The 26,905-nt window shown below is 68.4% G+C and carries 27 protein-coding genes and 5 tRNA genes; 24 read left to right on the plus strand and 8 right to left on the minus strand.

Features of this window, described 5'->3' with window-relative positions:
• The first annotated feature begins 81 nt into the window (after positions 1 to 81).
• Positions 82 to 1,479, plus strand: coding sequence for an NAD(P)(+) transhydrogenase (Re/Si-specific) subunit beta (locus CNR27_RS05990; protein WP_096297376.1), 1,398 nt, complete (start codon positions 82 to 84; stop codon positions 1,477 to 1,479).
• A 4-nt stretch (positions 1,480 to 1,483) separates the two neighbouring features.
• On the opposite strand, the gene CNR27_RS05995 is transcribed toward CNR27_RS05990, so the two are convergent.
• Positions 1,484 to 1,906 (minus strand): hypothetical protein, encoded by a 423-nt coding sequence (locus CNR27_RS05995; RefSeq protein WP_123832717.1) that lies wholly within the window; start codon positions 1,904 to 1,906, stop codon positions 1,484 to 1,486.
• Between the two features lie 97 nt (positions 1,907 to 2,003).
• On the opposite strand from CNR27_RS05995, the gene sufT reads away from it, so the two are divergent.
• From sufT to CNR27_RS06015, 4 genes are all read left to right on the plus strand, one after another.
• Positions 2,004 to 2,555: a putative Fe-S cluster assembly protein SufT gene (gene sufT, locus CNR27_RS06000; protein WP_096297378.1), complete on the plus strand. Its 552-nt coding sequence runs from the start codon at positions 2,004 to 2,006 to the stop codon at positions 2,553 to 2,555.
• A 257-nt stretch (positions 2,556 to 2,812) separates the two neighbouring features.
• Positions 2,813 to 4,546, plus strand: a complete 1,734-nt coding sequence (locus CNR27_RS06005; protein ID WP_096297379.1) for a S8 family peptidase — start codon at positions 2,813 to 2,815, stop codon at positions 4,544 to 4,546.
• 125 nt (positions 4,547 to 4,671) lie between these two features.
• Positions 4,672 to 6,990, plus strand: coding sequence for a pre-peptidase C-terminal domain-containing protein (locus tag CNR27_RS06010; RefSeq protein WP_096297380.1), 2,319 nt, complete (start codon positions 4,672 to 4,674; stop codon positions 6,988 to 6,990).
• An 84-nt stretch (positions 6,991 to 7,074) separates the two neighbouring features.
• Positions 7,075 to 7,524, plus strand: a complete 450-nt coding sequence (locus tag CNR27_RS06015; RefSeq protein WP_096297381.1) for a hypothetical protein — start codon at positions 7,075 to 7,077, stop codon at positions 7,522 to 7,524.
• Positions 7,525 to 7,527: 3 nt separating this feature from the next.
• Here the strand turns inward: CNR27_RS06015 and CNR27_RS06020 are convergent, their stop codons facing one another.
• From CNR27_RS06020 to wrbA, 3 genes are all read right to left on the minus strand, one after another.
• On the minus strand, positions 7,528 to 8,016 hold the full coding sequence (locus tag CNR27_RS06020; RefSeq protein ID WP_096300362.1) for an asparaginase domain-containing protein: 489 nt from the start codon (positions 8,014 to 8,016) through the stop codon (positions 7,528 to 7,530).
• Between the two features lie 64 nt (positions 8,017 to 8,080).
• Positions 8,081 to 8,446, minus strand: a complete 366-nt coding sequence (locus CNR27_RS06025) for a DUF2069 domain-containing protein (protein WP_096297382.1) — start codon at positions 8,444 to 8,446, stop codon at positions 8,081 to 8,083.
• Positions 8,443 to 9,036, minus strand: a complete 594-nt coding sequence (gene wrbA, locus CNR27_RS06030) for an NAD(P)H:quinone oxidoreductase (RefSeq protein WP_096297383.1) — start codon at positions 9,034 to 9,036, stop codon at positions 8,443 to 8,445. The genes CNR27_RS06025 and wrbA overlap by 4 nt, the downstream gene beginning before the upstream one ends.
• A 334-nt stretch (positions 9,037 to 9,370) precedes the next feature.
• On the opposite strand from wrbA, the gene CNR27_RS06035 reads away from it, so the two are divergent.
• Positions 9,371 to 10,645 carry a YihY family inner membrane protein gene (locus CNR27_RS06035; protein WP_096297384.1) on the plus strand — a complete coding sequence of 425 codons (1,275 nt, stop codon included), beginning with the start codon at positions 9,371 to 9,373 and terminating at the stop codon, positions 10,643 to 10,645.
• Positions 10,642 to 11,202, plus strand: a complete 561-nt coding sequence (locus tag CNR27_RS06040) for a TlpA family protein disulfide reductase (RefSeq protein ID WP_096297385.1) — start codon at positions 10,642 to 10,644, stop codon at positions 11,200 to 11,202. The genes CNR27_RS06035 and CNR27_RS06040 overlap by 4 nt, the downstream gene beginning before the upstream one ends.
• A 32-nt stretch (positions 11,203 to 11,234) precedes the next feature.
• Here the strand turns inward: CNR27_RS06040 and ppk2 are convergent, their stop codons facing one another.
• The 4 genes from ppk2 to hemA all read right to left on the minus strand — a co-directional run bounded on the left by ppk2 (position 11,235) and on the right by hemA (position 15,185).
• Positions 11,235 to 12,011, minus strand: a complete 777-nt coding sequence (gene ppk2, locus CNR27_RS06045) for a polyphosphate kinase 2 (RefSeq protein WP_096297386.1) — start codon at positions 12,009 to 12,011, stop codon at positions 11,235 to 11,237.
• 135 nt (positions 12,012 to 12,146) lie between these two features.
• Entirely contained in the window at positions 12,147 to 12,665 is a 519-nt protein-coding gene (moaB, locus tag CNR27_RS06050) for a molybdenum cofactor biosynthesis protein B (protein ID WP_096297387.1), read from the minus strand.
• 161 nt (positions 12,666 to 12,826) lie between these two features.
• Positions 12,827 to 13,909 carry a peptide chain release factor 1 gene (prfA, locus tag CNR27_RS06055; protein ID WP_096297388.1) on the minus strand — a complete coding sequence of 361 codons (1,083 nt, stop codon included), beginning with the start codon at positions 13,907 to 13,909 and terminating at the stop codon, positions 12,827 to 12,829.
• Complete coding sequence (gene hemA / locus CNR27_RS06060) at positions 13,887 to 15,185, minus strand: glutamyl-tRNA reductase (protein ID WP_096297389.1); 1,299 nt, start codon at positions 15,183 to 15,185, stop codon at positions 13,887 to 13,889. Before hemA ends, prfA begins: the two co-directional genes overlap by 23 nt.
• A 92-nt stretch (positions 15,186 to 15,277) precedes the next feature.
• Here hemA and CNR27_RS06065 point away from each other — a divergent pair, with 92 nt between their 5' ends.
• From CNR27_RS06065 to rplA, 17 genes are all read left to right on the plus strand, one after another.
• Positions 15,278 to 16,975, plus strand: a complete 1,698-nt coding sequence (locus tag CNR27_RS06065; RefSeq protein ID WP_096297390.1) for a tetratricopeptide repeat protein — start codon at positions 15,278 to 15,280, stop codon at positions 16,973 to 16,975.
• Positions 16,972 to 17,637 carry a lipoprotein insertase outer membrane protein LolB gene (gene lolB, locus CNR27_RS06070; protein ID WP_096297391.1) on the plus strand — a complete coding sequence of 222 codons (666 nt, stop codon included), beginning with the start codon at positions 16,972 to 16,974 and terminating at the stop codon, positions 17,635 to 17,637. The genes CNR27_RS06065 and lolB overlap by 4 nt, the downstream gene beginning before the upstream one ends.
• A 5-nt stretch (positions 17,638 to 17,642) precedes the next feature.
• The gene (gene ispE / locus CNR27_RS06075; protein ID WP_096297392.1) at positions 17,643 to 18,509 is read left to right on the plus strand and encodes a 4-(cytidine 5'-diphospho)-2-C-methyl-D-erythritol kinase; all 867 of its coding nucleotides are present in this window, start codon (positions 17,643 to 17,645) and stop codon (positions 18,507 to 18,509) included.
• Positions 18,510 to 18,578: 69 nt separating this feature from the next.
• A tRNA-Gln gene (locus tag CNR27_RS06080) sits at positions 18,579 to 18,651 on the plus strand.
• A gap of 79 nt (positions 18,652 to 18,730) precedes the next feature.
• On the plus strand, positions 18,731 to 19,690 hold the full coding sequence (locus CNR27_RS06085) for a ribose-phosphate diphosphokinase (RefSeq protein ID WP_096297393.1): 960 nt from the start codon (positions 18,731 to 18,733) through the stop codon (positions 19,688 to 19,690).
• 83 nt (positions 19,691 to 19,773) lie between these two features.
• Positions 19,774 to 20,418, plus strand: a complete 645-nt coding sequence (locus CNR27_RS06090; protein WP_096297394.1) for a 50S ribosomal protein L25/general stress protein Ctc — start codon at positions 19,774 to 19,776, stop codon at positions 20,416 to 20,418.
• Positions 20,419 to 20,463: 45 nt separating this feature from the next.
• Positions 20,464 to 21,045, plus strand: coding sequence for an aminoacyl-tRNA hydrolase (pth, locus tag CNR27_RS06095; protein ID WP_096297395.1), 582 nt, complete (start codon positions 20,464 to 20,466; stop codon positions 21,043 to 21,045).
• Positions 21,046 to 21,118: 73 nt separating this feature from the next.
• Positions 21,119 to 22,210, plus strand: a complete 1,092-nt coding sequence (gene ychF / locus CNR27_RS06100) for a redox-regulated ATPase YchF (RefSeq protein WP_096297396.1) — start codon at positions 21,119 to 21,121, stop codon at positions 22,208 to 22,210.
• Between the two features lie 324 nt (positions 22,211 to 22,534).
• A tRNA-Tyr gene (locus tag CNR27_RS06105) sits at positions 22,535 to 22,620 on the plus strand.
• A 63-nt stretch (positions 22,621 to 22,683) separates the two neighbouring features.
• A tRNA-Gly gene (locus tag CNR27_RS06110) sits at positions 22,684 to 22,757 on the plus strand.
• Between the two features lie 36 nt (positions 22,758 to 22,793).
• Positions 22,794 to 22,869: transfer RNA gene (locus CNR27_RS06115), tRNA-Thr, on the plus strand.
• Between the two features lie 77 nt (positions 22,870 to 22,946).
• A complete protein-coding gene (gene tuf, locus CNR27_RS06120; protein WP_096297397.1) occupies positions 22,947 to 24,137 on the plus strand; it encodes an elongation factor Tu in 1,191 nt (396 codons plus the stop codon).
• 206 nt (positions 24,138 to 24,343) lie between these two features.
• Positions 24,344 to 24,419, plus strand: a tRNA-Trp gene (locus CNR27_RS06125).
• 84 nt (positions 24,420 to 24,503) lie between these two features.
• A complete protein-coding gene (secE, locus tag CNR27_RS06130) occupies positions 24,504 to 24,884 on the plus strand; it encodes a preprotein translocase subunit SecE (RefSeq protein ID WP_096300365.1) in 381 nt (126 codons plus the stop codon).
• 16 nt (positions 24,885 to 24,900) lie between these two features.
• Positions 24,901 to 25,473, plus strand: coding sequence for a transcription termination/antitermination protein NusG (nusG, locus tag CNR27_RS06135; RefSeq protein ID WP_096297398.1), 573 nt, complete (start codon positions 24,901 to 24,903; stop codon positions 25,471 to 25,473).
• Between the two features lie 201 nt (positions 25,474 to 25,674).
• Positions 25,675 to 26,103, plus strand: coding sequence for a 50S ribosomal protein L11 (rplK, locus tag CNR27_RS06140; RefSeq protein WP_096297399.1), 429 nt, complete (start codon positions 25,675 to 25,677; stop codon positions 26,101 to 26,103).
• 4 nt (positions 26,104 to 26,107) lie between these two features.
• On the plus strand, positions 26,108 to 26,812 hold the full coding sequence (gene rplA / locus CNR27_RS06145) for a 50S ribosomal protein L1 (protein ID WP_096297400.1): 705 nt from the start codon (positions 26,108 to 26,110) through the stop codon (positions 26,810 to 26,812).
• Positions 26,813 to 26,905 lie beyond the last annotated feature (93 nt).

A 26,905-nucleotide genomic window follows, 5' to 3' on the forward strand; every position in this document is an offset into this window, starting at 1 on the left:
GCCATGGCGTCCCGTCATCGGGCGAGTCGCGGCCGGCGCGGTTGCGCGTCCCGGCCGGGCGCGGACCCGGGCGGCGGTGCCATGAGCGGCTTGGACCTGCGGACCGGCCTGGTCGCCGCCAGCTACTTCATTGCCGCGACGCTGTTCCTGCTCGGCATGCAGCGCATGGCATCCCCGCGCTCGGCACGGTCTGGCATCCAATGGGCGGGCGTGGGCATGGTGCTGGCGACCGTGGCCACGTTCTTCGTGCCCGGGCTCGGGAACATCGGCCTGATGCTGCTTGCGATCGCGCTGGGAGGCGGGTTCGCCTGGATGTCGGGCCGGAAGGTCGCGATCACCGACATGCCGCAGATGGTCGCGCTCTACAACGGCCTGGGCGGCGGGGCCGCGGCGGCGATCGGCGCGGTCGAGCTGTTGCGCTGGTCTGCTGCCGGCATCGCGCCGGCGCGGCTGTCGCTGGTCCTGGCGATGCTGGGGGCATTGATCGGCGCGATCGCGTTGTCGGGCTCGGTGATCGCCTGGGCCAAGCTCGACGGGCGCATGGACAGGCGCTATGTGTTCCGCGGACAGCAGCTCTTCAACCTGGTCGTATTCGCGGGCGCGCTGGTGGCCGGAGGATTGGCGGCGCACACGCTGGGTATGCCGGCCATCATCGTGTTCTTCGCGCTGGCGCTGCTGCTGGGCGTACTGATGACGCTGCCCATCGGCGGCGCCGACATGCCGGTCGTGATTTCGCTCTACAACGCGCTGACCGGCCTGGCCGTCGCGTTCGAAGGTTACGTGCTCGGCAACGAGGCACTGATCATCGCCGGCACCATGGTCGGCGCGGCCGGCATGCTGCTGACCCGCCTGATGGCCAGGGCGATGAACCGCTCGATCGGCAGCGTGCTGTTCTCGAGCTTCAGCGCGGGGGGCGCGGGCGCCGCGATCGAGGGCAGCCAGAAACCCGTCGAGGCCGCGGATGTCGCGGCATTGATGGCCTATGCCGAACGCGTGGTCATCGTGCCGGGCTATGGCATGGCCGTGGCCCAGGCCCAGCACAAGATCTGGGAGCTCGCTCAACGCCTGATCGAACGCGGGGTCAAGGTGCGGTTCGCGATCCATCCGGTCGCCGGCCGCATGCCCGGCCACATGAACGTGCTGCTGGCCGAGGCCGGGGTGCCCTACGACCTGATCGTCGACATGGACGACATCAATCCGGAATTTCCCAACACCGACGTGGCGCTGGTCATCGGCGCCAACGACGTGGTCAATCCCTCTGCCAGGACCGATCCCGCCTCACCCATCTACGGCATGCCGATTCTCGACGTGGTGCGGGCGAAGAACGTCGTGGTGATCAAGCGCGGCAAGGGCACGGGCTTTGCCGGTATCGAGAACGCGCTGTTCTATGCCGACAATGCCCGCATGCTCTACGGGGACGGGGCGGAGGCGGCCGGCGCCCTGGTCGCCGAACTCAAGGCGCTCGACGGCGGGCACTGAGCCCTCAGCGCGAGAGCACCAGCGCGATCAACAGTCCGGCGCCGAGCCAGGCCAGGTCGGCCGGCGCGTTCGCCAGCGAGGCCAGCGTCCACGCGTGGTGCGTGCCAAGCTTGAGCGCTGATTCCCACGGCATCATGCCCATCGGCCTGGCGAGCTGCGAGGCGACGATGCCCCAGTTGGCGATGACGATCGCCAGCAGTGTCGCCGCGCAGCCGGCGAGTGCACGGGCCATGCCCGGGCGGGCCCGCGCCAGCCGGAGCAGCCACGCGGCATCGAGCGCGGCGATCACCGCCATCCAGCTCGACTGGGCGCCGCTTGCATCGGCCAGCAGGATCCACGCAGCGGCGATGCCGGCGCTGCCGAGCAGGAGCAGGCCGATTGCCAGGGGCCAACGCCGGGTGCGGGCGGGGTGTTGCCTCGACGACATGGCGGGCTGCAGGGCGAAACGGGCGGCCAGCATACCGGCGGGCGACGATACAATGACAGCACTTGCGTGGCCGCCATCCGCCACAATCTTCCAGGCCATGTATTCCCGTAGCAGCGAACCCGTCCGTTTCGAGCGCGATTGCGCCGCCGTTCTCGTGCCGGCAGGCGAACACGTGACTCTGCCCGCCGGCAGCGCCGGCTACATCACCCAGGCCCTCGGCGGCAGCTACACGCTGTTCGTGGAAGGCAACCTGTTCCGCATTTCCGGCCGTGATGCCGATGCGATCGGCAAGGAGCCGCCGGTCCCGCTGGAACTGCCGGACGGTGCCGACGACGCCGCGGTCGAGCGGATGGTCTGGGAGCAGCTGCGGACCTGCTTCGATCCCGAGATTCCGATCAACGTGGTCGATCTGGGCCTGGTCTACGAGGCCGATGTGCAGCCCGCAACGGACGGCCAGCGCAGGATCGAGGTCAAGATGACGCTGACCGCGCCGGGCTGCGGCATGGGCGACATCCTGGTCGACGACGTCCGCAGCAAGCTCGAACTGATCCCGACCGTCGAAGAGGCCGACGTCGAGCTGGTGTTCGACCCGCCGTGGAACCGGACGATGATGTCCGAGGCCGCGCGCCTCGAGACCGGAATGCTCTGAGGCCCAATCTCGGGCCTCCATTCAGCGGACGTTCCGCAAATAAATCTGACGTGAATCGTCAATATGTGACGTGGTGCGCTTTTTTGGAGCGCGCCAAGCCGATTTTTGCGTTGCTCCCGAGCCGTGCTGTCGCGTAGCGTCAGTTTGCGGTCAGTTTTGTCATGTCCGCATCGCGACGGAGTCAGTGTTGCCCGACATTGAGGCGCCGCTCCGGAGATGCCGCCCGTGCGGCCCACCCACCCGTTGGGGATAGTCAGATGCCGAATCTTCCGCATCACGCGCCGCGCCATCGTCTGCTCGTCGTGGCCACCGCGCTCGCGCTCGCCGCTCTCGCCCCGGCCTCCCAGGCCACTGACCGGCTCAATCTCGGTGGCCTGCAGTCGGCCGAGGCCCATGACCGGTTCATCGTCAAATACCGTGAAGGCTCGGCGGCGCAGACCAGCCCCGCGGCGGTCGCCAGCGCGCTTCGCGCGCCGGCTGCGCGTATCGCGGTCGGTGCCGGCCAACAACTGCGTGTCGAGCACCTGCGTCGCATGACCCAGGGCGCGGACGTCGTACGCACCAGCCGCAAGCTCGATCGCGCCGATGCCGAGTCGCTGATGCGGCAGATCGCCGACGATCCCGATGTGGAGTACGTCGAGGTCGACAAGCTCAACCAGGCGTTCTGGACGCCGAACGATCCGCGCTTCAGCAGCCAGTACGGCTTCGGGACCGGGCCGGGCGGCATCCGCGCCACCCAGGCCTGGGACGTCACCCGGGGCGCCGGCGCCGTGGTCGCAGTGCTCGATACCGGCATCGCCAGCCACAGCGACCTCAATGCCAACATCCTGCCGGGCTACGACTTCATCATCGATGCCACGGTGGCGGGCGATGGCGGCGGGCGCGATGCCGACCCCAGCGATCCGGGCGATTTCTACGGCGGCCGCAGCTCCAGCTGGCACGGGACCCACGTCGCCGGCACGGTGGCGGCGGTAAGCAACAACGGGGTCGGGGTCGCCGGCACCGCGCCCGAAGCCAGGGTGGTGCCGGTCCGCGTGCTCGGCCGGGGCGGCGGCTACGACTCCGATATCGCCGATGCGGTGGTGTGGGCCTCGGGCGGCAGCGTCACCGGCGTACCCGCAAACCAGAATCCGGCCGAGGTCATCAACCTAAGTCTCGGCGGCAGCGGCGCCTGCGGCAATGCGATGCAGAGCGCGATCAATGGCGCGGTCGGGCGCGGGACGACGCTGGTGATCGCGGCGGGCAACAGCAACGCCAACGTCTCCGGATTCTCCCCCGCCAACTGCAGCAACGTGATCGCGGTGGCCTCCAATACGAGCACCGGAGCTCGGTCGAGCTTCTCCAACTACGGCGCCGGCATCACGATCTCGGCGCCGGGCTCGGGCATCGTCTCCACGCTCAACAGCGGCCGGACCACGCCCGGCAGCGAGAGCTACGCGTCCTATGACGGCACGTCGATGGCGGCGCCGCACGTGGCGGGCGTGGTCGCGCTGATCCAGTCGGTGTCGAATCCGGCGCGGACGCCGGCCCAGATCAAGACGCTGCTGACGAGCACCGCGCGCGCGTTCCCGTCCACACCCTCGCAGCCGATCGGCGCCGGCATCGTCGACGCCGCCGCCGCGGTCGCGGCGGCCACGGGTGGCACCGGTCCGACACCGGATCCGGAGCCTGATCCCGGCGATGGCGGGCTGCAGAACGGAGTGCCGGTCACCGGCGTATCGGGCGCCGCGGGCAGCGCCCAGCGCTGGACGTTCACGGTGCCCGCTGGCGCGCGCAATCTGGTGATCGCGATCTCCGGCGGCAGCGGCGATGCCGATCTCTACGTGCGCCGCGGCAGCGCCCCGACGACATCGACCTACGACTGCCGCCCGTACCGGTCCGGCAACGCCGAGAGCTGTTCGTTCGCCACACCGCAGGCCGGCACCTGGCACGTGCTGGTCCGCGGCTACACGTCGTTCTCCGGGGTCACGTTGCGCGCCAGCCACAACTGACCGCAGGGCGCTCCAGGGAATCAGGCAGGCATCAGGCACCGCGTCGCGGGACCTGGTGCCGGCGGGGCAGGCCGCTGCGGCGTGCGCCGTTCCATGCGGGTCACCAACGAGGGGTAGACATCAGGATGAAGACACTCATCGCATGCATCACCGCCGGCACGCTGTCGGTCGGTGCTGCCGCAGCTGCAGGCCGGGACGCGCGCCCGGCCGCCTTCGACCACCGGCTTCCGGCCGAACACACCGTCGAGCTCAAGCGCATGCCGGCGGTCGACATCGCGCGCCTGCGCGCTGAAGACGCCAGGCAGGATCGTGCGCTCGGCCTCCGGCCGATCCGCTTCGCCACGCCGCACGCCGTGGACCTCACGCCGAACAACGCCGGCGACTGGGACGAGATCGCCGGCGGCAACCTGGTCTGGCGGCTGCGTGTGGAATCGAAGGACGCGCTGTCCTTGAACTTCGGCTTCTCCGAGTTCCATCTGCCCGAAGGCGCGCGCCTGCTGGTCTATCCCGAGGGCCTCGACCGCAATGCCAATCCCGAGGCCATCCATACCTTCACCGCCGCCGACAACAAGCCCTCCGGCAGCCTGTGGACGCCGATCGTGCCGGGCGACAACGCGCTGATCGAAGTGGTCGTGCCGAAGTCGCAGGCCTCCGCACTGAAGCTGCGCCTGACCAGCGTGAACCACGACTATGTCGGCTTCGGCCGACTGGCCCGCGAAGGCGCGCTGGCACAGACTAAGGGGGTCTCGGGCAGTTGCAATGTCGACGTGGTGTGCCCCGATGGCGACGAGTTCCGCGACGAGATCCCGTCCGTCGGCGCGTACTCCCGCTTCGGCACGTTCTACTGCAGCGGCTCTCTGGTCAACAACACCGCCGGCGATCAGAAGATGTACTTCCTGACCGCCAACCACTGCGGCATGGGCACGGCCGACGCCGCGGCCAGCATCGTCGTCTACTGGAACTACCAGAACTCCACCTGCCGCACGCCGGGCAGCGCCGAGAGCGGCGCCAACGGTGATGGCAGCCTGGCCCAGAACCAGACCGGCGCGGTGGTCCGTGCGACCTACGCCGCGTCCGACTTCACCCTGCTCGAGCTCGACGACGCGGCAGATCCCGCGTTCAACCTGAGCTGGTCGGGCTGGGACCGCCGCGATCTCGCCCCCGCGGGCGCGACGGGCATCCACCATCCGCGCGTCGCCGAGAAGCGCATCACCCATTCGGACAATCCCTTGCGTGTCGAGGGATATCTGGGCGGCAGCGGCACCACCCACCTGTGGGTGCAGTGGAACCAGCGCGGCACCACCGAGGGTGGTTCGTCGGGGTCGCCGATCTACAGCCCCGAAGGCCGGGTGATCGGTCAGCTGCACGGCGGTTATGCCTCGTGTTCGACCACGGGCGACGACCACGTCGACTGGTACGGCCGTCTGTTCACCTCGTGGAGTGGCGGTGGGACCGCGGCCACGCGACTGAGCGACTGGCTCGACGCAGCCGGCACCGGCGCGGAGTTCATCGACACCATCGGCGCCGATGGCGGCACCGAGCCGGGCGATCCGGTCGCCGGTTTCGACTTCAGCGTAGACAACGACACCCTGACGGTGAGCTTCACCGACACCTCCAGCGACGACGGCGAAATCGTCTCCCGCGCATGGGCCTTCGGTGATGGCACCACCTCAAGCGAAGCCAACCCGGTGAAGACCTACGCCGAGGCCGGCGTGTACTCGGTCTCGCTGACGGTCACCGACGACGACGGCAATACCCACACCCGCACCCGACAGGTGGAAGTGGGCGACCTCTCGCCGGATGCCATTGAACTGACCAATCGCACACCGCTCTCCGGGCAGTCGGGCGCGGCCGGGACCGAACTGCTCTACAGCATCGAAGTGCCGGAGAACGTCAGCGGGCCGCTGTCGATCACCACCTCCGGTGGCAGCGGCAACCTGACGCTGTACGTGAGCCGCGACGTGGAACCGCAGGCCGATGCCTACGACTTCATCTCGCAGCGTCCGGGCAACAACGAAGTGGTGCGGATCGCCGACGTCGAAGCCGGGATCTACTACATCAAGATCGTCGGGCAGTCGGCGTTCGCCAACGTCACCGTGCAGGCGCGCCACAACCTGCCGAGCGAAGGTGGCGGAGAAGGCAGCCTGCGCAATGGTGTGCCGGTGACCGGTCTGGCAGGGGCAGCGGGGACCCAGCAGTTCTGGACCATCCAGGTGCCGGCCGGTACCGCCAGCCTGCGGGTTGCGATGACCGGCGGGACGGGGGATGCCGATCTCTACCTGCGTTATGGCGCGCAGCCGACCACCACCGCCTACGACTGCCGCCCGTTCCTGAGCGGCAACAACGAAACCTGCACGGTCGCCAATCCGCAGGCCGGCACCTATCACGTGCTGGTCAATGCCTACTCCACCTTCAGCGGTGCGACGTTGACCGCCACCTGGTGAGGCAAGCGGCGTTCACCCCGGGCGCGCCCGGGGTGCGGGCATCATCACGGTCCCGCGCCCCACGCATTCCCGGCCGAGACCGTCATGTTGCAGGTTCCCCGTAATCCCGCGCGGCGCTTCGGCGCCGCGTTCTTTTTGCCAGCCCTGCTGTTGTCGGCCTGCGCGATGGGCGGCGATCCGCAGACCGACGCCAATACCGAGATCGATCCGATGCAGCAGCGTTTCATCGTCCGTTACGCGCCGGGCACCGCGCCGGAGCGGGACCCTGGCCTGGTCGCCGACCGCATCGCGCAGACGGCGCGCGCCGCGGGCCTGGTGGATGCGAAGGGCGTGCCCGCCAGGGTGACCTGGCTGCGGCGGCTGGCGGTGGGGGCCGACGTGGTCTCGGTCGATCCCGAGCTCGATGCCGCGCAGGCGCAGCGTCTACTGCAGGCACTGGAGGCCGAACCCGACGTCGAATACGCCGAGCCGGACGGTCGCATGACGATCGGCCCGGGGCCGGTGATGCCGACGAAGCGCCCCGGGAGCGACTGAGCCTCAGCCCAGGGGTTCGAACCGGTTGGCCTCGACGTTCTTGCGGACCTTGAGCGGATCCCAGATGCGACCGTTCATCGCGACGTAGACCCCCGGCGGCTTCGACTGCACGGCGCCGACGGCGGTCCCGATATTGAATTCCGCGTCGGAGCCGCGGAATCGGGCCGGGCTCAGTGCGCCGGTCAGCACGATGGTCTTGTCGGGAATCGTGGCCAGGACCTTCGCCGTCTCCACCATCGAATCGGTGCCATGGGTCAGCAGTACGTGGCCGGCCGGCTGCGCGGCAATCGTCGCGCGGATCAACTCGCGATCCTCGTCGGTGATGTGCAGCGAATCCTTGCGGATGATCGGGATCACGCGGTAGCGGAACGCGACCCCGAGCTCCTCGAGCATGCGGCCGATCTGCGGGTCGCCGACCTGGAAGTCCGACTTGTCGTCGAAGTAGATCTTGTCGATCGTGCCACCGGTGGTGACGATCAGCAGCTCGTCCATCGTGTTGCGGTCCTGCGGGTCGGCCTGGCCCGCCATGATACCGGCCGCGGTCGTTGCGGCGTGCTCAGTCCGCCGACGCGGACCTGCGCCCGAAGCGCGCGCGCAGGCCGGGGAGGCTGGCGGAGAACACCACCGCCAGCGACAGCGCAATGCCCGCCCACGGCCGGACGCCGAGCTCGGGGTGTGACCAGGCGTACATGACACCGTGCGAGAACCAGAACAGCGCGGCGATGCCCGACCACAACGGCGCGGCGCGCAACCCGCGCAGCACCCCGGCGAGCAGCAGCAGCGGGGGCAGCACGAACACGATCAGTGCGGCGCCGAAGTGCGGATCATCGCGGTGCCAGAGCAGGTACAGGACCGCGATCAGCGCAAGCGAGCACGCCAGTACGCTGCGCGCGGCGTCCGGCCGCGACCTCTGGGTGCTCACGCGGCGAGCTTCGCGGCAAGCGTGGCGATCCGGCGGCCGAGTGCCCGCGCAAGCGCCGCCTCGTCGTCGGTCGGCTGCGGATCGTCCTGCTGGCCGGCGACGTGGCTGGCGCCATACGGCGTGCCGCCGCCACGTGTCGTCGTCAAAGCCGGTTCGGTGTACGGGATGCCGGCGATGACGCAACCGTGGTGCAGCAGCGGCACCAGCATCGTCAGCAGCGTCGACTCCTGGCCGCCGTGCTGGGTCGCGGTCGAGGTGAACACCGCCGCCGGCTTGCCGACCAGGGTGCCGCTGGCCCACTCCGCGCCGAGCCCGTCGAGGAAATGCTTGAGCGGCGCGGCCATGTTGCCGAAGCGGGTCGGACTGCCGAGCAGCAGTCCCGCGCATTCGGCAATGTCCGCACGGTCCACGTAGGGCGCCCCGTCGTCAGGCACCGGCGGCGCCGCCTGCTGGGTGATCGCGGCGACCGGTGGCACGGTCCGCAGCCGGGCCTGCATGCCGTCGACCTCGCCGATGCCGCGGGCGATCTGGCGGGCAAGCCGGGCGACCGAGCCGTTGCGGCTGTAGTAGAGGACGAGGATGTCGGGCATGGAGAGCCTCTGTGTGGATGGGTGGGCTGCGCGTGTGGAAACCGCGCGGGTTTTGTCTGCGGAATCCGCAGCACCATCGGAATCCGCGCATTCCGGCATTCTCGCGCACTCCGCATGGCGTGGGCGAGGTGGGCTGCCCATGCAAAAGGAGTGGGAAACCATCCGGCAGATTCCCGGCGGCGCAACCGGTCGCAACACGGGCCGCGTCCTGGCACCCGCAATCCCCTGACGTTCGCAGGACCCCGGCCTCTGCCTCGGGGGGCAAGGTCACGGGCGGTGCGCCCGGCATCCCTGATGCATCGCTGCGCAACCGCTTTGCTACGCTGCGCCCACGATGGAGCCACTCGCCACCTTCAACCGCTGGACCGAACGGATGGCCGACCGCGCGCGCGCGCTGAGCTTCGCGCGCTTCCTGTGGCGGCGGTTCCTCGACGACCGGCTGTTCGAAGCTGCCGGCGCACTGGCCTTCACCACGGTGTTCGCGCTGGTGCCGCTGTCGATGGTGGTCTTCGGCGTGCTGTCGGTGTTTCCCGCATTCGGGCAATGGCGCGACCAGCTCAGCGACTACATCTTCTCCAACTTCGTGCCCGACTCGGCCCGCGCGGTGGAGTCGGTACTGATGCAGCTGCTGAGCAATACCGGCCAGCTGACGACGATCGGCGTGATCGCGCTGGTGATCTCCGTGCTGGTGACCCTGCTCAGCGTCGAGACCACGTTCAACCGGATCTGGCGGGTCAAGTCCGCGCGGCCCACCTTCGCCCGCTTTCTCGTCTACTGGACCGTGCTCACGCTCGGCGCGCTGCTCGCCACGGCCAGCCTGGCGGTCTCGGCGCGGTTCTTCGCGCTGGAGATCTTCAACACCGATTCGGGGCGCCTGCTGCGCGGCGTGATGCTGTGGGCGGCGCCGATGCTGATCGAGCTCGCCGCGATCACGACGATCTTCCGCGTGGTGCCACACCGGACCGTGCAATGGCGGCACGCGCTGGCCGGCGCCGCACTGGCGGTCGTGCTGTCGGAGATCATCAAGTGGGGGATCGGCCTGTACCTGGGCAGTTTCGACGCCTACGCGCGCATCTACGGGCAGATCGCCTTCCTGCCGATCTTCCTGCTGTGGGTGTATCTGAGCTGGGTGGCCATCCTGCTGGGCGCATCGTTCGCCTCGTCGATCTCGGCGTTCCGCTACCAGCCCGCGCACATGCGCCTGCCGCGCGGTTTCGAGTTCTACGGCCTGCTGCGCATGCTCGGCCGATTTGCGCAGGCGCGCAGCGAGGGTCGGGGCCTGCATATCGACGACATCCAGGCGTGCGAGCCGATGCTGACCGATGCCCTGGTGCAGCAGATGCTCGCGCAGCTCGAGGAAATCGCCCTGGTGCGCCGGGCCGAATCGGGCGAGTGGCTGCTTGCGCGCGATCTCGACACCCTGACCATGGGCGAGCTCTACGAAGCCTGCGACCTGCGTATTCCCATTGCCGAGGCGCGCCTGCCGTGCCGTGACGACGCACTCGGCGTCGCCGCGGCGGGCGCGCTCGACGATCTGCGCATTCCGCTGCGCGACCTGCTCAAGCGCCGCGTCGCCAGCCTCTACGATTCGACGGAGACATCAGCATGAAGCGCCTCGCGCCCTGTATCGCCCTTGCCCTGCTGCTTGCCGCCTGCAAGCCCGATGCGGACACGCCCGCCGCGCCCGATGCGCCCGCGTCGGCCCCGGCACCGGCTGCGACGCCGGCGGCGCCGGACGTCTCGAAGACGCATCCGGCCTTGAGCGTGGAGACGCTCGACGGCGGCACCTTCGATCTGGCCGCGCATCGCGGCCAATGGGTAGTGGTGAACTTCTGGGCAACCTGGTGCGCACCGTGCCTGAAGGAGATGCCCGAACTTTCCGCGCTGGATGCAATGCGCGAGCACGTGCAGGTCGTGGGCCTGGCCTACGAGGAAATCGAGCCCGACGACATGCGGGCCTTCCTGCAGAAGCATCCGGTGGTGTATCCGATCGCGATCATCGACACCTTCGATCCGCCGGCCGACTTCGACACGCCGCCGGGCCTGCCGATGACCTACCTGATCGGCCCGGATGGACAGGTGGTCGAGAAGATCCTCGGGCCGGTCACCGCCGAGCGTCTGGAAACCCTGATCGCCGGCGCCGATGGGCCGGCGATCGCTGGATGAGGACGGGGCGACCGGCAATCGCGGTGCGGTGCTCAGTCGCGGAAGGGCGGCAGTGGCGTGATCACGTCGTAGCGCTCGGGCAGTGGCGCCTGCGCAAGCGGTGGAAATTCGATGTAGGGCGCGTCGACACGGGTATCGGGCAGCCGATCGAGCAGATTGCGCAGCAGGGTCAGTCGCCCGCGGCGCTGGTCATTGAAATCGACCGCGGTCCAAGGCGCATGCCCGGTATGGGTGGCGGCAAACATCGTGTCGCGGGCGCGGGTGTATTCGCCGTAACGCGAGCGGGCCGCCACATCGACCGGTGACAGCTTCCAGCGCTTGAGCGGGTTGCGCAGGCGTTCGGCGAACCGGGCTTCCTGCTGCGCCTGGTCACAGCCCAGCCAGTACTTGAACAGCAGGATGCCGTCGTCCACCAGCTGCCGTTCGAACGCTGGTGTCTGGGCCAGGAACGCGGCGACCTGCGCGGGCGTGGCATAGCCCATGACCGACTCGACGCCGGCGCGGTTGTACCAGCTGCGATCGAACAGGGCGATCTCGCCCGCGGACGGCAGGTACGGAACGTAACGCTGGAAATACCACTGGCTCGCCTCGCGGTCACTGGGCCTGGGCAGGGCGGCGACATGGCACTGGCGCGGGTTGAGATGCTCGGAGATCGCCTTGATGGCGCCGCCCTTGCCGGCGGTGTCGCGGCCTTCGAAGATCACCAGCAGACGTGTGCCGGCGTGCTTGAGCCAGCGGGCGGCCGCTGCCAGCTCCACCTGCATCGGCTCCAGTGCGGCCTCGTAGTCCTTGCGTTTCATCGGGGTCATGGCGGGCTCGCTTGCGATTCAGACGATGCAGGCCGGCGCGGGGCGGAATGTCGTTTGGAACTCGGCGCTGCGCGGCCTCGCGCCACCGTCGTGATTTTGCAGGGGCCGAAAAAGCGTGCACGGCCCCGCGGATGGTCATTCCTTCAGGCGGGGCCGGATCGTCGCGAGATTGCAGGGCCTGGTACGCGCGTCGAGCTGCTGGTGGATGATCTTCTCCCACGCCGTGCGGCAGGCCGAGGTGGAGCCCGGCAGGGCGAACAGGAAGGTCGCGTTGGCCAGGCCGGCGAACGCACGCGATTGCAGTGACGACGTGCCGATCTCGTCGAAGGAGATGGCCCGGAACAGCTCGCCGAAACCGGGCATCTGCTTGTCCAGCAACGGAAGCAGGGCCTCGGGCGTCGAATCGCGGCCGGTGAATCCGGTGCCTCCGGTGACGATCACACCATCGATCGCGGAATCGGCGATCCACTTCGAAACCAGTGCGCGCATCGCGTAGCGGTCGTCCGGCAGCAGGGCGCGCTCGGCGATCTGATGGCCGGCGCCGGTCAACGCCTCGACCAGATAGTCGCCGGAGCTGTCGGTTTCGAGGCTGCGGCTGTCGGAGACCGTCAGCACGCAGATCTGCAGGGGGATGAAATCGGTCTGGTTGCTCATCCGGCGAGGTTACCGCACGGCCCTCAAGCGCGCGGCACGCCGTGAGCGTTCGCGCTGCGGCAGTGGGAGTGCGACGGGCGCGTCCGCAGAGTCACGGGGGCGCGCCCGGCGCGGGCAGTCGTCTCGCTTCGTCTGCCCGCAGGTCGCAGGCGGGCGACGGGTTACTGCGCGGTCATGCGCGCCAGTTCGTCGGCCTGGTGTTCCTGCGACAGCCGCGCGATCAGGCCGTCGAGATTGCCTTCCAGCACGTTCGGCAGGTCGTACAGGGTGAGGCCTTCGATCCGGTGGTCGGTGATCCGGCCCTGCGGATAGTTGTAGGTGCGGATGCGCTGGCTGCGGTCGCCACTGCCGACCTGCAGCTTGCGCACTTCCGCGGTCGCCGCGGCGCGGCGGTCGGCCTCCGCCTCGGCCAGCATCGCGCGCAGGCGCTTCATCGCCTTGTCGCGGTTCGCGTGCTGGCTGCGCTCGGTCTGCGATTCCACGACGAGCCCGCTCGGCAGATGGGTGATGCGGATCGCCGAGTCCGTCTTGTTGACGTGCTGGCCGCCGGCGCCGGAGGAGCGGAAGGTGTCGACCTTGAGGTCGGCGGGATTGAGTTCGATCGGCTCGCCTGCATCCTCGATCGGAATGATCGCCACGGTGGCTGCCGAGGTGTGGATGCGGCCCTGCGATTCGGTCTCGGGCACGCGCTGGACGCGATGCGTGCCGGATTCGAACTTGAGCCGCGCATAGGCGCCGGCGCCGTCGACGGCGGCAATGATTTCGCGAAAACCGCCGTGCTCGCCCGGGCTCGCCGATTCCACCTCGACGCGCCAGCCCTGGCGCTCGGCGTAGCGGCTGTACATGCGGAACAGGTCGCCGGCGAAGATCGCCGCCTCGTCGCCGCCGGTGCCCGCGCGGATCTCGAGATAGAAGCCGCCGTCGTCTCGGGCGTCGCGGGGCACCAGCAATGCCAGCAGGTCCGCCTCGAGTGCCGCCAGCCGGGCATCGGCGGCCGCGATTTCCTCCTCGGCCATCTCGCGCATGTCGGCATCGCCGAGCAGCGAGCGCGCCGCCTCGCGATCGTCGAGCGCGCTGCGCTCCTCGGCCAGGGCCGTGGCCAGGGGTTCGAGCTGGGCGAACTCGCGCGAGAGTGCGCGGAACCGGGCCTGGTCGGAGACGGTTGCCGGGTCGGAGAGCAGGCGTTCGAGTTCTTCGCGGCGTTCGGCCAGCGCCTCGAGTTTACGGCGCAGGGTCGGCAGCATCGGGGGTCCGGGGGGCAGGGTCGGGCGGCAGCAGGGCATCGAGGCTGTCGGCCAGGGTGTCGTCGCCGCGCAGGGCGGCTTCGCGCAGCGCGGCGGTCGGCAGGTGCAACAGCCGGTTGGTCAGGGTGTGCGCGAGGAGCTCGAGCACCGCGTCCGGCGACTGCCCGGCGGCCAGTTGTTGCCGGGCGCGGGCCAGGGCCTGGCCGCGTAGCGCCTCGCCATGCGCACGCAGGCGCTTGACCGGGGCGAGCCGTCCGCGGGCGGCGACAGACTCGCGGAAGCGGGTCACCTGCAGGTCGATGATCGCCTCGGCGTCGCTGGCGGCTTCGCGCCGGCCGCGCCGGTTGCTGTCGAGCGTCCGCTCCAGATCGTCGACGGTATAGAGGAACACGTCGTTGAGGTCGGCGACATCCGGCGCGATGTCGCGCGGCACCGCGAGGTCCATCAGCAGCATCGGCCGGTGCTTGCGCGCCGAAAGCGCCGCGGCGACCTGCTCGCGGCGGATCACCGGCTCACGACTGGCGGTCGCCGAGAACACCACGTCGGCCAGGAACAGGTGGCGGTCGAGTTCGTCGAGCGGCAGCGCGATGCCGCCATGGCGACCGGCGAGCTCCTGCGCATGGGCATAGGTGCGGTTGGCGATGAGCAGGCGCTTGACGTTGGCCTGGGCGAGGTGCCGCGCGGCCAGCTCGATGGTCTCACCGGCGCCCACCAGCAGGGCCACCGAATCGGCGGGGCTGGCGAAGGATTCCTGTGCCAGGCGCACCGCGAGCGAAGCCACCGAGACCGGGCTGTTGCCGATGCGGGTCTCGCTGCGCGCGCGCTTGGCGGTGACAAAGGCGTGCTGGAATACCCGATCGAGTTCGTTGCCGAGCGTGCCTGCCTGGCGCGCGGTGGCCCAAGCCTGCTTCACCTGGCCGAGGATCTGCGGCTCGCCGAGGACCAGGGAGTCCAGACCCGTCGCCACCCGGAACAGGTGTCGCACCGCCTCGGCGCCCTGGTGGCGATAGAGATAGGCGTGCAGGGTGCCGCCCTGCGCGGCGGCATCGTCGCCCGGATGCGTCGCCAGCCAGTTCGCCAGCGCGCTGCCGTCGTCATCGCTGACCGCATAGAGCTCGGTGCGGTTGCAGGTCGACAGCAATGCGACTTCCCGCACCGGTGGCAACGCCCGCAACTGCGCCAGCGCCGCGCCGAGTGCGTCGCCGGCGAACGCGACACGCTCGCGCAGGGCGACCGGCGCGGTCTGGTGGTTGATGCCGAGGGCGAAGAGACTCATGTGCTGGGTGCCTGGAAAGGACGGTCATCCCGTTCAGGCGCTTGCGATAAGCTTCCGACGAAGGCGCCCATTTTACGGCCCGGTTGCCCCAGATGCCCGTTTTCTCTCTGCCCTCGGCCGCGCAACTGCGCGTGGCGCTGCTGGTGCCCCTGCTTGGCCTGGCCGGCGTGGCCCAGGCGCAGCGCGGCGATACCGACCGCACCGATCCACTGCACCAGGACCTGCTGGGCGCCACCCTGGCCGGCGAATTCGCCGTGCAGGCCGGCCGCCTGGACGAAGCCGCCAACTGGTATCTCGACGCCGCCCGCCAATCCGGCGGCGATGTCGGCCTGGCCGAGCGGGCGACCCGCATCGCCCTGCTCGCCGGCGATGACCGCCGGTCCGCGCAGGCGCTGGAGCTGTGGCGTCGCGGGGCGCCCGATTCGTTGCCGATGCGCGCGGCGGAAGCCACGCTGTCGCTGCGCGGCGGCCGCGACCGCGCAGCGCGCCGCCAGCTCGAAGCCCTGTTGCGCAGCGATTCCCCGGCCGGCTGGCGTCATGCTTTCAATGTGCTCGGCGGCGGCGCGCGCGATCAGGAGCAGGCGGGGCGCCTGCTCGGCCAGATCGTCGATGGTGGCGCGATCCCCGACGTGCTGCAGGCCTGGATGGCGTTCGGCGGGCTCGCCCAGCGGCTTGATCGCAGCGATCTCACCGATCGCATCCTCGAACGCATCGTCGCGCGGTTTCCGGGCGAGCCCCGCGTCGCCCTGCTGCGCGCCAGCCAGTTGCGCGAGACGGGGCGCGCCGACGAGGCCCGCCAGGCGCTGGTTGCACTTGGCGATGCAGCCCTGATCGCGCCGGATCTGCGCATGGCCATCGCCGCCGAGTACGACGCCCTCGGCGATCTCGCCGATGCCGAGCGCACCCTTGCGATGGGGCCGCAGGACGGCCGCACCTACGTGCTGCGCGCCTCGCTGCTGGCGCGCGGGGAGAACAAGGCCGCGCTCGCGGCCCTCTACGACGAAGTCAAGGCGGTCGCGCTGACCCCGAACCCCGCGCAGCGCCTTCTGCTGGGCCAGATGGCCGAATACCTCGAGCAGTACGAGGAAGCGCTCGACTGGTACCGGACCGTGCCGGGCGGCCCCGAGCGCGCCCAGGCGCGGCTGCGCGGCGCCCGCGTGCTCCACGAGCTCGACCGGCGCGATGAAGCCTGGGCGCGCCTGCGTGAGCTGCAGTCCGATGCGACCGCCGACGAGGATCTGCGTCTCAATGCCTACCTGCTCGAGGCCGAGCTGCGGCAACAGGGCGATGATGCCGGCGAACTCGACGTCTACAACCGCGGCCTGGCTGCGCGGCCGGACGATCCGGCGTTGCTGTACGCCCGCGCGCTGATGTGGGAGCGTCGCGACGACATTCCCCGCGCCGAGGCCGATCTGCGCCGCGTGCTGGTGGCCGATCCGGAAAACGTCGCCGCGCTCAATGCGCTGGGCTATACGCTCGCAGACCGCACCACGCGCTACACCGAGGCGCTGGAACTGATCGACCGCGCCCGCGTGGCCGAGCCGGACAACGCGGCGATCATCGACAGCTATGGTTGGGTGCTCTATCGGCTCGGGCGCAACGAGGAGGCGCTGGTCGAACTCCGCCGCGCGTTCTCGATGATGAAGGACGCCGAGGTTGCCTCGCATATCGGCGAGGTGCTGTGGGCGCTGGGCCGGCGCGACGAAGCGCGCAAGTATTTCGAAGAGGCGCGCGCGATCGATCCGGAAAACCGTTCGCTGCTGCGTGCGCTCGAGAAGACCGGCGCATGAGGCCGCGGATCGCCTGGTTCGCGTTGCTCGCGATTACGCTGTCCGCGTGCACCAGTGTGCCGGTGCGCGCGCCGCTGCAGACGGTCGAACTCGACGCGGATTCGCAGGCGCAGGCGCAGGCGCGCCTGGCCGCGCGCGAGGCCGCGGTCCGCGCGATGCCCGCGTTCGGCTTCACCGGGCGCGTGGCGATGTCCAATGGTCGCGATGGCGGCAGCGGGCGCATCGAATGGGTGCAAACCGGCGCCGACTACCACGTCACCCTCAGTGCACCGGTCACCCGGCAGAGCTGGGAGCTGCGGGGCGGGCCGGGCGGTGCACGCATCGAGGGGCTCGAAGGCGGCCCCCGCGCGGGGGCCGACGTCGGCGCCCTGCTGTGGCAGGCGACAGGGTTCGAGATTCCTGTGGCGGCGCTCGCTGCCTGGGCCGCCGGCACGCGCGCGCCCGAAGCGATCGCCGGCCCGGCGGAGCTGGGGTTCGACGCGGGTGGTCAGCTGGCGCGGCTGCAGCAGGACGGCTGGACCATCGATTACCTCGAGTGGCAGCCCGAACCTGGCAACGCCGCGGTCGCGCTGCCGACCCGCATCAACGCCCAGCGCGGCGACGCGCGGGTGCGTCTGATCGTCGATGCCTGGAGCGCCGACGCGGCGATGCCGGCGCCGTGAGTGGCGTGGATGCGAAAGCGGACGGCTGGTCGAGCTGGCCGGCGCCGGCGAAGCTCAATCTCTTTCTTCTCGTCACGGGGCGCCGCGACGATGGCTACCACGCACTGCAGACCGTGTTCCGGCTGCTCGATTGGGGCGACACCATCCACCTGCGACTGCGCGACGATGGCGCCATTCGCCGAGTGGGGGCATCCGTCCCCGGCCTGCCAGAGTATGAGGATCTGGTGGTGCGCGCCGCCAATCTCCTGCAACGAGAGGGCAAAAGCGCGCAAGGTGTCGACATCAGCGTCGATAAGCGTATCCCGTCGGGCGCTGGCCTGGGCGGGGGGTCCTCCGATGCGGCGACGGTGCTGCGCGCCCTCGACCGGCTCTGGCAACTCGATCTGGGCGTGGAGCGGCTTGCCGTCCTCGGCCTGGCCCTTGGCGCCGATGTGCCGGTATTCGTGCGCGGCCACAACGCCTGGGCCGAAGGCGTCGGCGAGTCCTTGCGGCCGATCGCGTTGCCGCCCGCCTGGTACCTGCTCGCGGATCCCGGCGTCCACGTGAATACCGGTGCGCTGTTCCAATCCGCTGAATTGACGCGAAATGCTGCGCCCGCGACAATGGTCGACTTCGTTTCAGGTGTATCGCTCGGCAACGCGTTCGAGCCGGTCCTGCGGCGCCGGGAACCCGCCGTCGAGGCGGTGTTCCAGGTGCTCGCCGAGATCGGTACGCCACGCCTGACCGGCACGGGCAGCGGTTGCTTCGTCGAATTCGCGACCCGCGAACTCGCCGAAGCCGCGCAGGTGCGGGTCGCGTCGCGGGTCTCCACCCGCGTGGTCGGCGGCGCGGCGCGGTCGCCTTTGCTCGATGCGCTTGAGGCGGAAGGCTGAAAGCGGTGGCTGGTGGATGTCGATTCGGGCGTGGTGCGCCGAGTCGACAGCCACGAATCACCGCTTTCTAGGGGCGTCGCCAAGTGGTTAAGGCACCGGGTTTTGATCCCGGCATTCGCAGGTTCGAATCCTGCCGCCCCTGATACCCGTGTACCGGTCTTCCGGGTTCCGCACGGCCCCTTTCCCAATCCGCTCGGTCAGAGCGACGCGGAGCAGCAGACATGAAAGAAGAACGCAACCTCCTGATCTTCGCCGGCAACGCCAATCGCCCGCTGGCCAAGGCCGTGTGCCGCGAGCTGGGCGTGCGTCCGGGCAAGGCCCTGGTCTCCACGTTCTCCGACGGCGAGGTACAGGTCGAGATCGAGGAGAACGTCCGCCGCCAGGACGTGTTCGTGCTGCAGCCCACCTGCGCGCCCTCTGCCGAAAACCTGATGGAGCTGCTGGTGCTCATCGATGCGCTCAAGCGCGCGTCGGTGACCAATGTCACCGCGGTGATCCCGTACTTCGGCTACTCGCGCCAGGACCGTCGTCTGCGCTCGTCGCGGGTGCCGATCACGGCCAAGGTCGCGGCGAAGATGGTGACCGTCGCCGGCGCCGACCGCGTGCTGACGATCGACCTGCACGCCGACCAGATCCAGGGCTTCTTCGACATTCCTGTCGACAACGTCTACGCCTCGCCGCTGCTGCTGGCCGACATCTGGCGCGCGCACGGCACCGACAACATGGTGGTGGTCTCGCCCGACGTCGGCGGCGTGGTGCGCGCCCGCGCGATCGCCAAGCGGCTCGACGATGCGGACCTGGCGATCATCGACAAGCGCCGTCCGCGCGCCAACGTCTCCACGGTGATGAACATCATCGGCGACGTGCAGGGCAAGACCTGCGTGCTGGTCGACGACATCGTCGATACTGCCGGCACCCTGTGCGCCGCAGCGGCGGCACTGAAGAAGAACGGGGCAGAGAAGGTCGTGGCCTACTGCACCCATGCCGTGCTCTCGGGCGCGGCGATCGACAACATCGAAAAATCGCAGCTCGACGAAATGGTCGTCACCGACACCATTCCGCTGTCGGAGGCCGCCCGCAACTGCGCGCGTATCCGCCAGCTCAGCGTCGCCGAACTGCTGGCCGAGACGATCCGCCGGATCGCATTCGGAGAATCGGTCAGTTCGCTCTACGTGGACTGACCTGCTGCAACGTCTCGTCTGGTCGCGGACGAGACGCATCACCGCCGCGAGGCGGTTTCAATCCAGAAAAGTGAATATTGCAAATGGCCATCACCCATGAAATCAAGGTGCAGCGCCGGGAAGACGAGGGGAAGGGTGCGAGCCGCCGCCTCCGTCATGCCGGTGAAGTACCTGCCGTCGTCTACGGCGGCGACCTCAAGCCCGTCAGCATCAAGCTGAGCCACAACGACGTCTGGCTCGCGAGCCAGCACGAATGGTTCTACGCCTCGATCCTCGAGCTGAGCCTCAACGGCGAAATCCAGAAGGTCCTGCTGCGTGACATGCAGCGCCACCCGTTCAAGCAGCAGATCATGCACCTGGATTTCCAGCGCGTGAACGAGAACGAGGCCATCCGCACCGCCGTGCCGCTGCACTTCATCAACGAAGATGCCTCGCCGGCCGGCAAGGCTGCCGACGTCGTGATCACGCACGAGCTCAACGAAGTCACCGTGACCTGCCTGCCGGGCAACCTGCCGGAATTCATCGAGGTCGACCTGGGGTCGCTGGCCCTCGGCGACATCGTCCACCTCTCGCAGATCAAGCTGCCCGAGGGCGTCGAGATCCCCGAGCTGGCGCTGGGCGCGGATCACGACGTCGCTGTCGTCGTCGCCAAGCACGGTCGCGTCGAGGCCGAGCCGGCCGGGGACGAGGATTCCGCCGCCGCTCCGGCCCCCAAGGCCGACGAGTAATCGTCGCGCGGGCGCGCTTTCGGGCGCGCCCGCGTCGCCGTAGCAATGGCAGGACTGCGACTCATCGTCGGGCTGGGCAATCCCGGTCCCGAATACGCAAGGACCCGGCACAACGCCGGGTTCCGTTTTGTCGACGAACTCGCCGCGAAGGCGGGCGCGTCATTCCGGCTCGACAGCAAGCTCTTCGGCGAGACCGCGAAGATCGACATCGCCGGTCGGTCGGTCTGGCTGCTCAAGCCCGCGACCTTCATGAACCTCAGCGGCAAGTCGGTCACCGCCGCGCTGCGGTTCTGGAAGTTCGAACCCGAGCAGGCGCTGCTGGCCCACGACGAGCTGGACCTGCCGCCCGGGACCGCGCGTCTCAAGTTCGACGGCGGGCACGGCGGACAGAACGGGCTGCGCGACACGATGAAACTGCTGGGCCATGGCGGCTTCCACCGCCTGCGCATCGGCATCGGCCATCCGGGCCACAAGGACAAGGTCACGCCCTGGGTGCTCGGGCGCCCCAGTGCCGAGGACGACATCCTCATCGATCGCGCGATCGACGATGCCATCGACGTGCTGCCGCTGGCGATGGACGGCAATTTCATGGATGCGATGACCCGCCTGCACACCGCGAAACCCTGACCGGGACTGGTGACTGGCGATTTGCCCGCAAGGGGCGAGTCGCCAGTCGCGAGTCACGAATGACGGATCGCCAATGGGCATCAAATGCGGCATCGTCGGCCTGCCGAACGTCGGCAAGTCGACCCTTTTCAACGCGTTGACCAAGGCGGGCATTGCCGCGGCCAACTTCCCGTTCTGCACCATCGAGCCGAACGTCGGCATCGTGCCGGTGCCGGACCTGCGCCTGGCTGCGCTGGCCGCCATCGTCAAACCGCAGAAGGTGCTGCCGACTGCGGTCGAGTTCGTCGACATCGCCGGCCTCGTCGCCGGTGCGGCCAGCGGCGAGGGGCTGGGCAACAAGTTCCTGTCGCACATCCGCGAGGTCGATGCGATCACCCACGTGGTGCGCTGCTTCGAGAACCCCGACGTCATCCACGTCAACAACAAGGTCGACCCGATCGCCGACATCGAGACCATCGATACCGAGCTCGCGCTCGCCGATCTCGACTCGGTGGAGCGCGCGCTGCAGCGGGCCGAGCGTTCGGCCAAGACCGGCGACAAGGACGCCAAGGTGCGCGCCGAGGTGCTGGGTCGCGTGCAGAAGGGTCTGGCGGATGGCCAGCCGGTGCGCGCGCTCAAGCTGTCGGATGACGATCAGGCCGTGATCCGTGACCTGTTCCTGCTGACCGCCAAGCCGGTGCTGTACATCGCCAACGTGCTCGAGGACGGCTTCGAGGACAATCCGCATCTCGATGCCGTGCGCGCCCGCGCGGCGGGCGAGGGCGCCGAGGTCGTGCCGGTATCGGCGGCGATCGAGGAAGAGCTCTCGCAGCTCGACGATGCCGACCGCGACGCGTTTCTGACCGACCTGGGGCTGAACGAGCCCGGCCTGAACCGCGTGATCCGCGCGGCCTACGGCCTGCTGGCGTTGCAGACCTACTTCACCGCCGGCGTCAAGGAAGTGCGCGCATGGACGGTGAAGATCGGTGCGACCGCGCCCCAGGCGGCCGCGGTCATCCACACCGATTTCGAGAAGGGCTTCATCCGCGCAGAAGTTGTCGGATATGACGACTTCATCCGCTACAACGGCGAGAGCGGGGCCAAGGAAGCCGGCAAGTGGCGGCTCGAAGGCAAGGAGTACATCGTCAAGGACGGTGATGTGATGCACTTCCGCTTCAACGTCTGATCTGCGCGGACGTGTCGAGAAGGGCGCCCGAGGGCGCCTTTTTCGTGTCGATGCGTCGCTGCCGCCCGTTGGGGCGCGCGTCACGCGATTGGTCGATGGCGGCTGCGTTCCCGCAACGCGCGCGCTCCGGATGCGGAAATGCGATTTCAGTGCCGATCCAGCGTCAGACCCATGGCGTTCGCGCGCCGCAGACGTTAAGATGCGCGCCCGTCGCACGTCGCGGTCAGGCTGCGGCGGTCCGATGAAATTAATGTCATCCGGCGTTGACAGAATCGGGAAATGGCCCCAAAATCGCGGGCTGTTTTCACCGGCAAGACGAAAGCCGGAGGGATACCCAAGCGGCCAACGGGGGCAGACTGTAAATCTGCTGGCTTACGCCTTCGGTGGTTCGAATCCACCTCCCTCCACCATTTCGGCTTGGTGGAAACAAATTGCGGTGCGATTAGGTTGTAATGCGGCAAGCGGGTCCCGGTGCGGGAGTAGTTCAACGGTAGAACCTCAGCCTTCCAAGCTGATGGTGCGGGTTCGATTCCCGTCTCCCGCTCCATTGAACATTCCACGCGGCTCCCCGTTCCACATCGTTGCTCACGTAGCTCAGTCGGTAGAGCACCTCCTTGGTAAGGAGGAGGTCGAAGGTTCGATTCCTTTCGTGAGCACCATCCTCCGCGGTCCCGCATGAAGCGGTTCCGACGCGGCACGCAATCACCACTTTCATCAGATTTCGAGACAGGCAGCCATGGCAAAGGGTAAGTTCGAGCGCACCAAGCCCCACGTGAACGTGGGCACGATCGGTCACGTCGACCACGGCAAGACGACGCTGACGGCGGCGCTGACGAAGATCGGCGCCGAGCGTTTCGGCGGCGAGTTCAAGGCCTATGACGCGATCGACGCAGCGCCGGAAGAAAAGGCGCGCGGCATCACGATCTCGACCGCGCACGTCGAATACGAATCCGAGAAGCGCCACTACGCGCACGTCGACTGCCCGGGCCACGCCGACTACGTCAAGAACATGATCACCGGTGCTGCGCAGATGGACGGCGCGATCCTGGTCTGTTCGGCGGCTGACGGCCCGATGCCGCAGACCCGCGAACACATCCTGCTGTCGCGCCAGGTCGGCGTGCCGTACATCGTCGTGTTCCTGAACAAGGCCGACATGGTCGACGACGCCGAGCTGCTCGAGCTGGTCGAGATGGAAGTGCGCGAGCTGCTGAGCAAGTACGACTTCCCGGGCGACGACACCCCGATCATCCACGGTTCGGCCCGCCTGGCGCTGGAAGGCGACCAGAGCGAGATCGGCGTGCCGGCGATCCTGAAGCTGGTCGAGGCGCTGGACACCTGGATCCCGGAGCCGGAGCGCGACGTCGACAAGGCGTTCCTGATGCCGGTCGAAGACGTGTTCTCGATCTCGGGCCGCGGCACCGTCGTGACCGGTCGTATCGAGCGCGGCGTGATCAAGGTGGGCGAGGAAATCGAGATCGTCGGCATCCGTCCGGTGCAGAAGACCACGGTTACCGGCGTCGAAATGTTCCGCAAGCTGCTCGACCAGGGTCAGGCAGGCGACAACGCCGGTCTGCTGCTGCGCGGCACCAAGCGTGACGACGTCGAGCGTGGCCAGGTGCTGGCCAAGCCGGGTTCGATCAAGCCGCACACCGATTTCGAAGCCGAAGTCTATGTGCTGTCGAAGGACGAAGGCGGCCGTCACACCCCGTTCTTCAAGGGCTACCGTCCGCAGTTCTACTTCCGCACCACCGACATCACCGGTGCGGTCGAGCTGCCGGAAGGCACCGAGATGGTGATGCCGGGCGACAACGTGAAGATGGTGGTCACGCTGATCAACCCGGTCGCCATGGACGAAGGCCTGCGCTTCGCGATCCGCGAAGGCGGTCGTACCGTCGGCGCGGGCGTGGTCGCCAAGATCCTCAAGTGATCTGACGGCAGGGGGCGCGCGCAGGCGCGCTCTCTGCCATGATGTCATCCCCGCGCGACAGTTTTACGGCCGCAAGGCTGGTTGCGCGGGGTCCGGCGGCCCCCTGACGATCTCACTCAAACGGGAAGCCGCAAAGAGGCGGGCCGGCAACCCGGTCCGCCTTCGCCGTCTAGGAAATTCCGAAGACGGCAGTCGTTTCAAGCCGTACGCCAGTAGCTCAATTGGCAGAGCAGCGGTCTCCAAAACCGCAGGTTGGGGGTTCGAGTCCCTCCTGGCGTGCCATTCGCGGAATCGTCCGCGCGGGTCCGGGCGCTGCATGGTCTGGCCCGTCAACCGAGCAGTCGAATACCGATGAGTCGCCGCGACTTGAACACCAGAGTGGAACAATCGAAGGGCGCATCCTCGACGGATCTCGCCAAGTACGCCGCAGCTGTCCTGCTGGTCGTCGTGGGCGTCTTTGCCTTCTACTGGTTCCAGGCGACGCTGGCCACGCCAGTGCGCAGCATCATCGTGGCCCTGTGCGTCGTCGGCGCCACCGCGGTCTTCCTGACCACGGGCAAGGGACACAAGACCCGGGATTTCTTCTCGGAAACCCGATTCGAGATGCGCAAGGTCGTCTGGCCGACACGCCAGGAAGCCATGCGGCTGACCTGGATCGTGATCATCGCCGTGGCGATCATCAGCCTGCTGCTGGCTGGTTTCGACCAGATCATCCAGTGGCTGATCCGCCTCGTGCTGAGGCAGTGACGGAGTAACAAACGTAATGGAAACCGAAGGCGTCAAGCGCTGGTACGTCGTGCATGCCTATTCCGGCTTCGAGAAGTCGGTGGCCCAGGCGCTGCGTGACCGCATCGTGCGCATGGACATGCAGGACAAGTTCGGCGACGTCCTGGTGCCGACCGAAGAAGTGGTCGAGATGCGCGCCGGCCAGAAGCGCCGCTCCGAGCGCAAGTTCTTCCCCGGTTATGTCCTGGTGCAGATCCTGACCACGGACGACGGCGGTATCCCGCGCATGGACAACGAAAGCTGGCACCTGGTGAAGGAAACGCCGAAGGTGATGGGTTTCATCGGCGGCACCGCTGACCGGCCGCTGCCGATCCGCGACGAAGAAGCCGCGGTGATCCTGGACCGGGTGCAGGAAGGCGTCGAGAAGCCGCGCCCGAAGGTGCTGTTCGAGGCGGGTCAGATGGTCCGCGTCATCGACGGTCCCTTCAACGACTTCAACGGCGTGGTCGAGGAAGTCAATTACGAGAAGAGCCGCCTGCGCGTCGCAGTGCTGATCTTCGGCCGCTCGACCCCGGTCGAGCTGGAGTTCGGGCAGGTCGAGAAGGCCTGAACCCTGCGCGACCCGTCTGTGACGGGCGCGCGGATCCCTGCTATAGTGCGCGGCTCACTGTCCGGTCGAGCCGGGCATCCGCACAGGCCGCCGTTCGGGCGGCCTTTCGCGCGGATGGACAACGTGAATCCGGGACACGTGATTTTCCCGGAACGATGGGGAGCCTGAGCCCAGGCGCTTGCACCCGGAGAGAAGAAGACAATGGCGAAGAAAGTCGTCGGTTACATCAAGCTGCAGGTCAAGGCCGGTCAGGCCAACCCCTCGCCGCCGGTCGGTCCCGCGCTGGGTCAGCGTGGCCTGAACATCATGGAGTTCTGCAAGGCGTTCAACGCGGCGACCTCCAAGCTCGAGCCGGGTCTGCCGACCCCGGTCATCATCACGGCCTACTCGGACCGTACGTTCACCTTCATCACCAAGAGCACGCCGGCTGCGGTGCTGCTGAAGAAGGCCGCGGGCGTGACCTCGGGCTCCAAGCGTCCCAACACCGAGAAGGTGGGCAAGGTGACGCGGGCACAGATCGAAGAAATCGCCAAGGCGAAGGAAGCCGACCTGACGGCAGCCGAGCTGGAAGCGGCAGTGCGCACCATCACGGGCTCGGCCCGTTCGATGGGCCTGACGGTGGAGGGCTGAGACCATGGCAAAGCTGACCAAGCGACAGAAGACCCAGCAGGCCGCCGTGCAGCCGGGCAAGAGCTACGGCATCGATGATGCCCTGAAGATCGTCAAGGACAACAGCAGCGCGAAGTTCGCCGAAGCCGTGGACGTCGCTGTCCGCCTCGGCGTCGATGCGCGCAAGTCCGACCAGCAGGTGCGCGGTTCGACCGTGCTGCCGCAGGGCACGGGCAAGAGCGTCCGCGTCGCGGTGTTCGCGCCGGCCGGTGCCAAGGCTGACGAGGCCCTGGCCGCTGGCGCCGACATCGTCGGCATGGACGATCTGGCCGAGAAGATGCAGGCCGGTGACATCAACTACGACGTCGTCATCGCGACGCCGGACGCGATGCGCGTCGTCGGCAAGCTCGGCACGGTGCTGGGCCCGCGTGGCCTGATGCCCAACCCGAAGGTCGGCACGGTCTCCCCGAACCCGGGCGAGGCGGTGAAGAACGCGAAGGGCGGCCAGGTCCGCTATCGCACCGACAAGGCCGGCATCATCCACTGCACGATCGGCAAGGCCGACTTCGATGCGGAGAAGCTGAAGGAAAACCTGCAGGCGCTGCTCGCCGACCTGGTGAAGGCCAAGCCGGCCACCGCCAAGGGCCAGTATCTGCAGAAGATCTCGCTGAGCTCGACCATGGGTCCCGGCGTGACCGTCGACCAGTCGTCGCTGACCATCGCGCGCTGATCGCAACGTTTCAGACGCATCGCCCGGCAACGGACGATGCGTTTTTGGGGGCTACGTGACGGACTCGAAGTCCGGCGCGGCGCCGTCAAAGAC

The sequence above is a fragment of the Luteimonas chenhongjianii genome, assembly GCF_002327105.1.
In the GTDB taxonomy this organism is placed as follows: Bacteria; Pseudomonadota; Gammaproteobacteria; order Xanthomonadales; family Xanthomonadaceae; genus Luteimonas; species Luteimonas chenhongjianii.